The organism is Acinetobacter bereziniae (assembly GCF_016576965.1).
Taxonomy (GTDB): Bacteria; Pseudomonadota; Gammaproteobacteria; order Pseudomonadales; family Moraxellaceae; genus Acinetobacter; species Acinetobacter bereziniae.
Genome location: NZ_CP066119.1, coordinates 3,790,323 through 3,804,126 on the forward strand (window position 1 = coordinate 3,790,323; position 13,804 = coordinate 3,804,126).

10 protein-coding genes are annotated in these 13,804 nt (G+C 39.1%); 4 read left to right on the forward strand and 6 right to left on the reverse strand.

All coding sequences use genetic code 11. The annotated features are described in order from the left end of the window. Positions 1–115: 115 nt before the first annotated feature. Positions 116–580, reverse strand: coding sequence for a hypothetical protein (locus I9192_RS17660; RefSeq protein WP_005033551.1), 465 nt, complete (start codon positions 578–580; stop codon positions 116–118). A 906-nt stretch (positions 581–1,486) separates the two neighbouring features. Here I9192_RS17660 and I9192_RS17665 point away from each other — a divergent pair. The 3 genes from I9192_RS17665 to I9192_RS17675 are packed head-to-tail and all read left to right on the forward strand — an operon-like array spanning position 1,487 to position 6,425. Beyond that, complete coding sequence (locus I9192_RS17665; RefSeq protein ID WP_010591648.1) at positions 1,487–3,040, forward strand: TolC family protein; 1,554 nt, start codon at positions 1,487–1,489, stop codon at positions 3,038–3,040. Continuing rightward, positions 3,037–5,172 (forward strand): type I secretion system permease/ATPase, encoded by a 2,136-nt coding sequence (locus tag I9192_RS17670; RefSeq protein ID WP_200149960.1) that lies wholly within the window; start codon positions 3,037–3,039, stop codon positions 5,170–5,172. Before I9192_RS17665 ends, I9192_RS17670 begins: the two co-directional genes overlap by 4 nt. Further along, entirely contained in the window at positions 5,169–6,425 is a 1,257-nt protein-coding gene (locus I9192_RS17675; RefSeq protein WP_228289328.1) for an HlyD family type I secretion periplasmic adaptor subunit, read from the forward strand. Before I9192_RS17670 ends, I9192_RS17675 begins: the two co-directional genes overlap by 4 nt. Positions 6,426–6,740: 315 nt before the next feature. Here the strand turns inward: I9192_RS17675 and I9192_RS17680 are convergent, their stop codons facing one another. From I9192_RS17680 to I9192_RS17695, 4 genes are all read right to left on the reverse strand, one after another. Then, the gene (locus I9192_RS17680) at positions 6,741–8,066 is read right to left on the reverse strand and encodes an alginate export family protein (RefSeq protein ID WP_009583852.1); all 1,326 of its coding nucleotides are present in this window, start codon (positions 8,064–8,066) and stop codon (positions 6,741–6,743) included. Between the two features lie 25 nt (positions 8,067–8,091). After that, positions 8,092–9,483 (reverse strand): purine-cytosine permease family protein, encoded by a 1,392-nt coding sequence (locus I9192_RS17685; RefSeq protein WP_151801144.1) that lies wholly within the window; start codon positions 9,481–9,483, stop codon positions 8,092–8,094. 138 nt (positions 9,484–9,621) lie between these two features. Next, the gene (locus I9192_RS17690; protein ID WP_005033566.1) at positions 9,622–10,626 is read right to left on the reverse strand and encodes a CobW family GTP-binding protein; all 1,005 of its coding nucleotides are present in this window, start codon (positions 10,624–10,626) and stop codon (positions 9,622–9,624) included. 43 nt (positions 10,627–10,669) lie between these two features. Beyond that, entirely contained in the window at positions 10,670–12,244 is a 1,575-nt protein-coding gene (locus tag I9192_RS17695) for an amidohydrolase (RefSeq protein WP_005033568.1), read from the reverse strand. Between the two features lie 468 nt (positions 12,245–12,712). On the opposite strand from I9192_RS17695, the gene I9192_RS17700 reads away from it, so the two are divergent. Further along, positions 12,713–13,039 (forward strand): hypothetical protein, encoded by a 327-nt coding sequence (locus tag I9192_RS17700; protein WP_005033570.1) that lies wholly within the window; start codon positions 12,713–12,715, stop codon positions 13,037–13,039. 97 nt (positions 13,040–13,136) lie between these two features. Here I9192_RS17700 and I9192_RS17705 read toward each other — a convergent pair whose 3' ends face one another. Further along, a complete protein-coding gene (locus I9192_RS17705) occupies positions 13,137–13,775 on the reverse strand; it encodes a 1-acyl-sn-glycerol-3-phosphate acyltransferase (protein ID WP_005033572.1) in 639 nt (212 codons plus the stop codon). Positions 13,776–13,804 lie beyond the last annotated feature (29 nt).

Consider the following 13,804-nt stretch of genomic DNA (forward strand, 5'->3'; position numbering starts at 1 on the left):
TCTTTTAAAAAATCAATTACTTAAAAATATGCACGCAGAAACCCTACAAAAATGAAATTTTTGATGGGGTTGGGAGATATTTATGAGTAAAAAATAAATCGATAATTAAGTATGATTACATTTGAGGTACGACAGTTTGAGTGGGTTCACTTTTGTTAGAACATTGAAGCGTCTGACCGTCATTTAAAATAAACGGTTTTCCCTCTCCATCTACTGAAAGTAAAAAATTATGACTATTCAACTTTTGCACATCTACATCAACATCACAGCTAAAGCATGATTCAGTATTGCAATTTTTCACTTTAAAATTATAAACTTCAGACTTTAAGTGATACTTTGCCGTATTATTTATATAAAAGTTCCCTGCTTGTATACGATCAATATAGAAATCAATCGCACACTTCTGATGTGTTGCGGTATCCCCAGAACAAAGCTTTTCATCTCTTTTCACAAGAACAATTTGATTGTTCGTCAAACTTTTCTCTTGAAACCTTAAATTTGATGGTTTTTGATACTGATTGCTTACACAGGCTGTCATACCTATTGCAGCAGTCACTACCATCAAAATAACTTTTGACATCACCGTACTCCGACATTAAAAATAATCGATAAATTCACAACATTAAAATAAGCAGGTTTAGATGAAAAAACAGATCATTTATATCTCGTATTATCTTTATATGATATTCAATTAAATCTATATTCCATCCAGCACAAATCAATAAAGCATAAGGATTAAAATAATTACAAAAATAGAAAACCCATTAATTTAAAATCAAAAATAGACTAAATAAACTTCAACAAAAAAAATGCAAAACAATACCCTTACCGAAATATTTTATAAAAATAAATCAGCAAAATTTATGTATATTTTTTACACTAAAATTGGGAGATAACTTCAGCCTAAATAGATTAAATATTATTCAATACAGGTATTTTTCATTCATGTATTCGCATAAATTAAGTCCTTTAAATTTAACTTTATGAGATTTAACTCACACAATCCTAGCATAAAAATGATACAAATCATTATCTTTTTTTTATTTGATGATAAATTTTTTATGATTTTTTAGGTTTTCTTTATAAAAAAACAATTATCATATCAACGGGTTAAAAAAAGTATTTTTTATAAAGAATACATTTACAATTTTATTTTATTTTTATATTTTTTATCCAGAAAATGCTCAGCATATAATCTCTTATCTCCCGCATAATCTCTAAAATACAAATGTATAGATTATAATTCCATAAACATTAAATTAAATATTATATTCTTTGCAAAGCCACAATCTATAATCATTTATTAACAACCAATACACTATCATTCATTGTTTAATTAACAATCAAAACAATAGCTAAATTTATATTAAATTTAAATCATTCTGCTAAAATCAAATCATTACTGTGTAAAATAAAATAATATTTACGAGAAACTTGAAATAAACCAATGCCGATAATTACAAGCATGATTAGGTGCCATTCAGGAATGTTAATCACTCACAAACCCATAATTTTTTTAAAAAGATTGGGTGCAATCAGTCTATGTGTTCTGATTCAGAACAATAGCCATGCACAAGACACCCGCTATTTAAAAGGCATCAAGGAAAGTGTATCGAGTTTAATCAAACCCAAAGATGACTCCTCCTTTCGTACCGTGCAACTTAAACAACTCGCTGACTTTGAATACCAACCCGAGCAAAGCACTGCGAGCCCTTTGCCCGTGGTCAAACCCTATCTGGGGCAAAAGGCGTCTTTAAATAATCTCTATCTGGAAAATCCACCAACTGCCCAGCAATATGCAGTACCCACACGGACCTTAAACCTTGAAGAAGCCGTGCAAATCGCTGTCAAACGCAATCCCAATATTGCCCAAACCATTTCTACTTTGGCTTCCCAAAACGCCAATATTGATGTCGCCAAGGCACAATACTATCCACAATTAAAAGCTGGCATGAATACTGGTGACTTCACCTCAAATGATAAAGGGCGGCAGTTATATTCTGTTGAAGCCAATCAATTGCTCTATGATTTTGGCAAAGTCAAAAGCAGTGTCACCACACAACAAAATAAATTGGCGGTTGAACAAGCCAATGTCTTGATCAGTATTGATGAAATCTCTACCCAGACGGCTCGAGATATTTTAGGTTTATTGAGATATCGTAATATTATAAAAATCGCCCAAGATCAATTTAATGGGGTCAGTCGCTTACATGAGATTGCACGTTTAAGAGCAGAAGCGGGCATCAGCAGTCATGCAGACCCTGTGCAAGCGCAAAGTTATGTTGAATATTCTCGTTCCTACCTGATTACCCAGCAGAATTTTCTTAAACAGCAAGAACAAAAGTTACGCACTTTATTGGGTTTTGATGTCAGCCAAATTGAGTTCAATATTCCTGATGAATTCGTCAAGCAATCAGGGCTATATGACGACCCCGAAGTCAATACCATCCCCAGTATGATTGCCGCAAAGGCTGAAATTGATGTGGCACAAAGCCAAAAGAAACAAACTCAACTCAGTGTCTATCCGACCATTTCTTTGGTGGGTGCGGTGACCAAAGCATTGAATGGGCAAAATCCCAATACAGGGATTGAGAATGATACCGACAGTTCGATTGGGGTACAGATGTCGAGTAATTTCTATCAAGGCGGTGCAGTGGGTTCACAGGTTAAAGCAGCAAATTATGCTGAACAAGCCGCCCGTGCCAAGCTGAATGCTACCTATCTCAATATTATGGATCAAGCCCAGATTGCCCGTGAAAGTATTGAAAACACCGATAAACAAATTTGGGTATTGATGGACCGAGAACGTTCAACTGCCAAAACCCGAGAGCTGTATGAAGAACAATACAAACTCGGCAAACGTTCGATTTTAGATTTACTCAGTTCAGAACAATCGTACCAAAGTTCAAGGATTGAAAGAGAAGCAGCACGATTTGATATCTATGACACGATTGCATTATTTATCAATGTAACCGGAAAGAGTAGACATGCTTATCATTTAAATAATATTCAAATTCAGGGGTTTGAAGTTCAGCCATGAATAATAATAGATTAAATTATCAACCCTGGTTACAAGCCATTATCGCGGTTGCACAACATTATCGTATTCAACCCTCAGAAGAACAAATTCGTCTGCAACTGGATTGGAATAAATATCACAATCTTGATGACATGCTGGCACTGATTACCCGTCAAGTCGGCTTAAATATACGTCAAGCTGACTTTAGCACGGATGTTCTCAATCCATGGCGCTTGCCAGTGGTGGTCGAGCTGAATGATGGTCAGGTGGCGGTGATTGAGAAAGTAGATGCTGCTGGAAATGTCAGCCTACAACTCAGTGGTGATCAAGGGCTGTCACAAAGCTTCAGTGTGCAGCAACTACAAGCCCATGCCAAGCGCGTCTATATATTTAGACCTGAAACCTCTGTACCGGATGCGCGTGTTGATGAATATATTAAGCCTTATGAAAAAAGCTGGTTCTGGGACATTGTTTTAAAAGACTGGAAACGCTATACCGACATCATGGTGGCTTCAATGATTGCCAATATTTTGGCATTGGCGACCATTATCTTCTCCATGCAAGTTTACGACCGTGTGGTGCCGTCTCAATCCATTCCGACCTTGTGGGTGCTTGCAGGTGGTGTACTGATCGCCGCAATCTTTGAATTTGTTCTGCGAATTGCACGGGTCTATTTATCCGATATTATCGGTAAACGTGCCGACTTAAAGATTTCAGACCGGGTGTTTGGTCATGCACTGCGCATTCGCAATAAAGACCGAGCACGTTCAACAGGCTCTTTTATTTCGCAGATTCGCGAACTAGAAGGGGTCCGTGAATTGGTCACCTCAACCACCATCAGTGCAATTGCCGATCTTCCTTTTTTCTTCCTATTCTTGGTGATTTTTTGGATGATTGGAGGCAACATTTTCTGGGTGATGTTGCTGGTGGTACCGTTGATGATTGTTCCAGGCTTTTTGGTACAAAAGAAATTGGCACAATTGGCAACTGAAGGTATGCGTGAATCGGCAATTCGTAATGCGATTTTGGTTGAAGCGGTGCAAGGCATTGAAGATATCAAACTACTGCGTGCTGAAGCCCGATTCCAAAATCAATGGAATCACATGAATGAGGTCTCAGCAGATGTCAGCATGCGTCAACGAAAAATTGTCGGTTGGTTAAATGCATGGACACAGAAGATCCAAGGCTTGACCTATGCCATTGTGGTGTTGGTGGGTTGTTTTGCAGTGATGAAAGGTGACATGACTACAGGTGCCTTGGTGGCGTGTTCGATTCTCTCTTCACGGATGTTGGCACCTATTTCTCAAGTGACGGGTGTGCTTGGGCGTTGGCAACAAGCCAAAGTGGCAAAGAATGGTTTAGATGAGTTGATGCAAAAACCGGTTGACCGCCCTGAGCGTGCTCAATTGATTCAGCGTAAAGTGCTGTTAGGGGATTATGATTTTAAAGGGGTGGTGTTTAAATATACCGAAGATGACCCACGTCCGACCTTAGTCATTCCACAACTCAAAATTGCGGTCGGAGAAAAGGTGGCGATTCTGGGACGCAATGGCGCAGGAAAATCGAGCCTTTTACAATTACTTGCCGGGATGCAACTGCCTGTCCAAGGTAAAATTAGTCTTGATGGTTTCGATCAATCCTTGCTTGATCCTGATGATATTCGCCGAGATATAGCACTGCTCAATCAAAATGCCCATTTATTCTTTGGGACCATCCGAGAAAACTTAACCTTGGGTGCACCCTTGGCAACCGATGAAGAAATTGTGCGTGCCTTGCAAATCACCAATGCACTGGAAATCGTAGAGCAGAAAAAAGAAGGCTTAGACCATACCATTCTTGAGGGAGGTGTGGGCTTTTCAGGCGGACAAAAACAAGCACTGTTGCTGACCCGGTTGCTGTTGAGAAATCCGAATATTGTGTTGTTGGATGAACCCACCGCCTCGATTGATGATGTTTCTGAAAAAGTCTTGATTCAACATCTTAAACAATGGCTGGGTCATCGCACTTTGGTGGTGGCAACCCATCGCCCTGCAGTATTACAACTGGTGGATCGGATTATTGTGGTACATGAAGGAAAGATCATTAAAGATGGACCACGAGATGCCATTTTAAATCCTCAACATCAACCGAATGCGGGAGGTGCTTCAGCATGAGCCAAGAACAAAATCCGCAAAAGATTGAAATCCAAACCCAATCGCCTGCTCAAGCTGATGATGCGACCAATATCCTACAGCGACCAACCAATCCCTCAGCACTCAAGTTCTCAGAACCGCCCTTGCCTAAATCCAGTTTTATTATTTGGATCGTGGCAGTGGGCTTATTGGCATTCTTGATTTGGGCATGCGTTTTTAAATTGGAAGAAGTTTCAACGGGCACAGGTAAAGTAATTCCTTCGTCCAAAGAGCAAATCATTCAATCCTTAGATGGTGGGGTACTCACCAGTTTGGATGTCAAAGAAGGTGATATTGTACAAAAAGGACAAACCCTTGCTCAGATTGACCCCACTCGATTCGAGTCACAAGTCGGAGAAAGCCAGACTAAATTACTGGCAACCCAAGCCACCGCTGCACGTTTAGAGGCGGAAGTGAATGGTACACCGCTACGCTTCCCTAAAGATGTATTGGCAGTACCAGCCTTAGTTCGAGAGGAAACGGCACTGTATACCTCTCGTCGTGCCAATTTGGATGAGTCCATCACGGGGTTAAAACATGCCTTGGCTTTGGTGCAAAATGAATTACAAATGACTCAACCATTGGTTGCCAAAGGTGCGGCATCTGAAGTTGAAGTGTTACGTCTAAAACGAGATATCAATAACTTTGAAAATCAGATCAATGACAAGCGTAATGACTACTATGTAAAGTCACGCGAAGAGTTGGCGAAAGCCAATGCAGATATTCAATCGTTACAGCAAATCGTGGCAGGTCGAAATGACTCAGTCAAACGTTCCACCTTTAAAGCGCCTGTCCGTGGTGTGGTCAAAGAAATTGCCGTGACCACGATTGGTGGGGTGGTACCGCAAAATGGCAAGTTGATGACCATTGTTCCGATTGATGAGCAGTTATTGATTGAAGCACGAATTTCCCCACGAGATATTGCATTTATTCATCCGGGGCAGCCAGCTTTAGTGAAAATCACAGCCTATGACTATTCTATTTATGGTGGTTTGGAGGGTAAAGTGACGGTGATTTCACCGGATACTATCCGTGATGAGGTAAAACAAGATCAGTTTTACTATCGCGTCTATATTCGAACCAATAAAGATAAACTGGTGAATAAGGCAGGTAAATCTTTTTCGATTACGCCGGGTATGGTGGCTACTGTTGATATTCGCACAGGTCAGAAAACCATTATTGAATACTTGTTGAAACCATTCAATAAAGCCAAAGAAGCATTAAGAGAGCGTTGAGTTTTAGATCATCAAGCATGGGTTGAAATACATCAATGGAAATAAAAAACCAATCTACGGATTGGTTTTTTATTGGGGTCTATTCTTATCTATAAGTCTTGCAATGTTAAAATAATACTATCTTGAACCTCATCCTACTGATGAAAACATAGACGACAAATATGATTTTAACGCTGTGAATAGGAGCAACGAATGAGCTAACCATTCGACACATTTATAACGAATCATTGATGATTAAGATGACTTATTTGCTCAAACGACATGAGCGAAAATACGACAATTTAGTCACACCATAACAGCTTTATTTTTTGAACGTTAGAGACGATATTTTAAATAAATTCCAAATGCGGAAAAGTTTTTATGATCTCCAAACGCCTCTTTGGCTGCACTTTTAGGGTTAAGCCAACTATAGGATAAAGATGTGTACAGTTTAGTTGTAGGTACCCACTCTAAATAAATACTGTACTCATCCGCAAAACGACGATTATGAACAGGTGTTCCAAAATAATTGGCTTTATCCAACGCCAACTGATAATAAATTGTTCCGAATGTAAGTTGATCATTCAATTGGGATTTAATCGAAAATTGCTGAACTTTTTCATTGCTATTGTACAAAGCATAATTTCCCGCAACATCACCCAATAACCAAGTTCCCCACCCAATATAACCTTTACTTAACGCATTCCAACTACGGCGTTGCTTATCTTGTAAATTATCATCTCCAGAAAAAAAAGAATATCGATAGCCTAATGTAGGTTGAAATGGCAAACCGTCAAAAACATAGTCAGCTTGGGTATACCAGGCATTTGCCTGATAACTCACACCATCCCCACGACCGCGTTGAATTGCATATTCACCGTTCAAAGTTAAGGCTGGAATCAGTGCTGATTTAGCATTTAATGCCCTTAAATTATAAACTTGCATTCCATCTTTAGGGGCAGCATCGGAAGAAGGAGCTTTAACTTTAAATGCAGTTAAACCCAAAGTAAGATTTTCGTTCCAATCATAATCTAGATTCGCACCATTCATTTTAAAACTGCCCAAATCATAATCTGTACCTAACGTAAACAGCTGTGCTTTTAAATTTTGCTGTTCCCATGCAAGCACTGCGGAATTGCGAAATGCAGAACGTGGAGCAATATAATAGGTTCCATCTTGATATTGATCCAAATTACCATCCATGATGATAAAACCTGTCGCAATCGAATAATTTTGCCGTCCAGCCGTCAACTTCCAGTCACCATATCCAATACCCGCATAAAGCTCCTCAACACTGGTTCGACCATCTGAACGTCGGGTGTAGCCACCGGCATCACCATCTCCAAAAGTTTGTGAAGCAACGATTGATGTACCAAGTATTAAATTTATATCTGAATCTAGCTTATAGTTCAGGTTTAAATTGGGTTTTAAATAAGCTTCTTGCCAAGTTGCTTGTTGACCTGTCATTGTCTGATCACGTAAATCGATTCGCCCACTACCAAAATTAATATGATCTGCATACAGATTGGCAGCAGTTATGGTTAATCCCAATTCTCCAGTAAGATTTCCTGATTTTATTTCATACTCAGCAACAGCTGCTAAAGGCACAAAGGAAAGTACAACAACACACAACATAGAATGAAAATAAGATGATTTTTCCATAATCAATATCTCCTTGAAATTATTTTTAGTTTTTGCTTTTGGATGGATACTCTTGAACTCCGCAGAGTTTGATGGCAACAAGATAAAAAATAGAAGTTAGAATTAACCCCACAACCCATGAAATATCAGCACCATTCAATACATGGGCAATAGAACCTGTATACAACTCTGTGGCAATAAATGGGATTTGAACAACAACCCCAAAGATGTATGCCGAGACAGCCAAAATGTTAAATTTTCCATACTTCCCTCCATCTTGTAGAAAAAATGATTTCACATCATATTCACCATGCCGAACCCAGTAATAGTCCACCAAATTTACTGCTGTCCAAGGAATAAGGACGTAAATCAGTAAGAAGATAAAGTTGGTAAACATCGGCAAGAAATTACTGGATGCCTTAATCCCAATCCACAATGCGATACCAATAAAAACAAAAGAAATCAGTACCCTACCCTTCGCTGTTGGAATAAATGATGGAATAAGGGTTTGAATAAAAGAGATTAAGGTCAATACACCGCAATATAAATTCATTGAATTTATGGCTGCGATTGCGATGACAAGGATAAAAATAATTCCACTACCTATTTCTGGTACATAGTTGATCAATCCAGAAATAACATCACCATTGGGTGTCAACAATCCGATTGTGATCCCCAAGGACATGGGGATAATCGTCCCCAAAGAGCATCCCCAATAAGTTGCCCAAAATGCGGAATGAGCTCCTGTTTCTTTAGGCAGATAACGACTTGCATCAGAGACATAAGGTGCATACGCTATTTGCCATAAAGCGGCTATCGAAAGTGAGGCAAGAAAACCTGTTGCAGAAAAAGAGTTTCTTTCAAAAAAGTCTAGCGGTAATCCATAAATAATGAATACCCATATATATGCCAAAACAAACCCGATCCCACAAATGACAAAGATAATTTTGGTAAAGAGGTGAATCAACCTATAGCCAACGATGGCACCTGTCACAGCGACAATACCTGCCAGTAAAATCCCGAAAGATTGACTAAATGAGGGAATAAGCAAGTTGATCGCCTGTCCTGCCAAAGTTATATTGGAGGCAAGAAAACCAACATACATGATCACCACAATTCCTAAAATCGGCAATGCGCCAAGAGATCCAAACTGTCCCTTGGTTTGAATCATTTGCGGTACACCAAGTTGAGGACCTTGAGCTGCATGTAAGGCTGCAAAAATAGCACCAATCAATGTTCCCAAAATCGTACTGAGAATCGCGGATATAAAAGATTGCTGAAAAATAATGACAGAAAGTGATCCTGTCACAAAGGTCAATAACATCAAATTTCCACCAAACCATAAGGTAAAGAGGTCCAAAGGTCGACCATGCCGTTCATTGAGTGGAATTTGCTGAATGGTATGTTGTTCAATCGAATGAACAGGTTGTTCTTGCATGATATAGCTCCTTATATAAAGGAAGATTTAAAATTTAGATTTCTTGTTTAAATTGCTTTTTTAGAGATATAAACTCCCCTGCGTCTCAAGTACGCATTTGAAAAATATTGAAGTGAGTGGGTGAAAAAAGTTGTGCTATCAGTGCATCGGTTCAAGCACAATGTCATCAAACAAGGCTTGTATATTCTGCTGAATTGCACCTTCAAAAATGATCACAATTCTTGTTTTTGGGTCATCATCTGACCATGTATCGAGGTAAGACTCTGGAAATAAATAATGCTGTACACCATGTATTACAACAGGTCTCAAAGACTCCCTAATATGAATCAAACCTTTGATTCGGAGTAAATTCTCTCCATGCAGGCGAGCGAGTTTCTGAAGAAACAGGGTTATACTCCGCCAAGCTAATGGTTGATCAGCATATAAACATAAATTACTCATACCTTGGTGCAGTGATTGACCCAACTTGTTTCTCAGATGACTATTTTGTTTAAACCATTGGATCTGCGGTAAATCACGTACAATTGGATACTGTTCGCGATCAAAAATTAATGAAGCAACAGCTTCTACATCTGAAGAATCAATGATTTCAGCAGCATCATTTAAAGCCGCTATCCCTTCAACGAAATTATAAAAGGCATGAGATAAATCGGTTTTCGTCAAAATAATCTTGTCCGCAACCGCAATTTGCCGCAATCGTTCTATATGTTGCTTGGGGAGGTCGAGAGGTAATAAGCTATCCACGGTCGTAATCACTGTTTGCACACTAAATAGCACGGCTACACTTTCATCAACCAACAACTGTTTAAGCACTGGAATAGGATCAGCCATTCCCGTTGTTTCAACAATGACCCGATCAAATATAGGTATTATTTCTGCCTGTGCACGTTGATAAAGTAATTTGAGCGTCTCTGAAAATTCAGTTTTAACACTACAACACACGCAACCACTTTTGAGTAAAACCATATCTTGATCAATCTGACCAACCAGCAGATGATCTAAACCAATCTCTCCGATTTCGTTAATGATGACAGCTGTGCGCTTCATTCGTTCATCAGCCAACAAGTTTCGGAGTAAAGTTGTTTTACCACTCCCTAGAAACCCTGTCAGTAATGTCACAGGGATACGTTTTACTGCATTCATCTCTGTTCTCCCTAAGCGAAACAAACAATATTTTTAAACGGTATTAACTGGTCCGCTGAAATACATGCTGACCTTGCAATACAGTGGTGATGACTTGAGTCGCTGCAATTTCTTCTACTGTTGACTCAAAAATATTGCGATCCAAAACAATAAAAGTTGCATCTTTACCCATTTCTAAGCTTCCAGTGCGATGGCGATGACCTATGGCAATTGCACCATTCAAAGTCATCATTTGTAGCGCCACCTCCAATGGCACACTTTCATCACCGTGTTGCAAAATGCCAGCTAAAGCTGGGAATAAATTAGGGGTTGGGGGTAAGAGCCAATCCGTTCCCACCGTCATGATTGCACCAGCTTCATACAAACTTCGAAAGTCGTAAGCTTTACCTAGCGCTTGCTGATATTCAGGGATATGCCAAATTGCTGGAGACATCTCAGCAATAATGCCGAGTTCTCCAAAACGGGGACGATCTTTTAAAGACACATAATGAGCATGTGCAATATCATGAAAATGTCCTGCTTTTCGCTCGATATAATTTGCATTTTCATAATTATTCAGCGCAATACGCACGGAGCCATACCCCGTACAATGTGCCTTAACAATCAAATCTGCCTTGGTCCATTCACGGATTTTTTCAGTAAGTTCATTTGAATCAAGAAGTAAGTTATAGGTTATTGGCTGATCTGTGACTGGGTCTAGAGGTACATGACTAAAAGTAGGCGCCATAGACGTACCATCCAACATGACTTTAATACCGTTGACCATGACACGTTTTGAAGCATATTGTTCGCGCTGTGCAATGACCTGTTCATCTTCCTCACGATCACTTAGGGACACCACTTCCGCTCGCCAAGGCAGATGACAAAACAAATCCAGTGTAAGTTCCTGCGCTTCATCCAAAGTTTGCGCCGCAATCAAGAACGGACGTGTTGCTGAGGCTTCCTGCGTTGAAGTTATGCCATATTGGTTACAAATACTTGCCGCCATCTTAAGCGCTTGCTTATTCTGTTCTGCACTCTCAGTAGGCGCAGCCATATATAATTTAACCCAAGCCCCTTCACGTAAGATTCCTGTGGGTTCACCAGTTAAAGGATCTTTTCCGATTTTTGCTCGTATTGTGCTGGGTGTATCACGGGTAATGCCAGCAAGCTCTAAGGCGAGACTATTCGCCATAACGTTATGAAATGAAAAATCATGTATGACAATTGGTACATGGGGAATCACTTGATCTAACCATTCACGTGTCAATATGTCTGCCGTGAAAATTAAAGGATTGTAGAGACCTGCAAAAATCCATGTTCTTTCTGAAGCATATTTTGCCCAGTATGTTTTTAGTTGTTGTGCCAGTTCATCTAAGGTTTGGGGATCATTTAATTCGCAAGAATATTCCAACCGACGCAATGCTGCTTTTAAAAGATGAGTATGCGCATCATGTATACCCGGCATAACCATTTTTCCTGCTAAATCATAGTGCTCTGCACCCTCAGCCAAAGCCAAGAGTTCATCTTGATCACCTATTGCTAAAATTTTACCCGCCTTGACCCACATGGCTTCCGCCCAAGGTTGTGATTCATTCACGGTATAAATTTTTGTATTGTAGTAAACAATATTACTCATTGTTTTATCCCTGCTTACGCTCAATGAATATTCAGCTCAAATTTCTGAAAAAGTCATAAATACATATTCATCAAAAAGCTTTTCCGTTTTTCACAGCTAATCTTTTATGTGTATTGCTTATTTTTTATACTCCACGGCAACCATATAAGTAATTCTTAAAAATTGATGTAGATGTTCTGAATTTTCAAAGTAACTCATCAATCATGTTTTGCTGAGTCAAAATCTGTACTTAATCGGATGTGATATAAAATGCAAAAATTAGCCGATAGATGCCTGTTTCTCTTCATCCATTTCAAAGTGGTATTGTTGACAATGATGCATTGAATAATTACTTAAACTATCGCGCCAAGCTGCCTGTCGTTTTATTCACCAATTACCCATCCAATTCCGACGATTGTTCAATTTCAATCTATTTTTAATTAGGGATTCATCTTAAAATTTCGCATCTCTTTTTGTTATATATCTACAATGAAAGCCTTTTTATTATTCAGTGTCATTATTCTCTTGGCTGGATGTGCACTGGGTACATCTCGTGAAATAAAAACGGCTGAAAAAATTCTCAACCAATTTCAATGTAACAATATAGAAACCGCTGAACTCAATCATAGTGCAATTAATCTTTATCACGAGCATTCACTTGCTGTGAGTAAAGAAAAAGCCACAGATTACATTGAACGTTATAAGTCAGGAGAGGAATTATTTAAAATTCCTTTAGATGAAGTGGTTCAACAGCAATATGATATTTATAAGACTGCATGTGAATCACTTGGTGGTGTGCAAACGGAAAAGCACTAATTATTTGGGACAAACAAAAATAGGGAATAAGCAAAACGCTTATTCCCATGAAATCACGTCCAACAGATTGTATTTATTATTTTAGCTAAGTTGTCGATTAAAACTCAGCTTCTTGCATAAATCTCGTATCCACACTAAATAAATCTGGATGTTTGGGATTAATCTGCGCATAAAATGCCATGATTTCAGCCATATCCTGCTGATAGTCTCCTGTCGGATATACAATTTTACCAATACCCGTTTTTTTGTTTGCATAATCCATATATGCCAATGCAATTGGCACACCTGCATTCATCGCCACATGATAGAAGCCAGTTTTCCACTGTTCCTGTTTAGAACGTGTTCCCTCTGGCGTGACTAGCATCACCAATTTAGAATGGCTTTTAAATAAATCGCTCATCAACTGAACCATACTTGGACGAGCTTCACCATCTTTCTTAGGACGGCGATCAATACCAATTCCGCCCATTGCGCGGACAAAAGGTCCAAAAGGCAATTTCATATAGCTATCTTTGATGGTAATACGAACATGAACACCCAATGCTTTGAGTGCTAAACGTGCATAGAGTGCATCCCAATTGCTGGTATGTGGAGCAGCGATCATAACGCATTGATCAATGTTTAAATCCCAATGGTTATCGATTTGCCACCCCATCCATCCCAAACTTCGCTCAGCTAATTTTTCAAACACCCTACGCCCCAACAGATAAAATTTGCGCAGGATTGTAGCAATCATCATCCTAGATAAAAATGCAAATCGCCTAT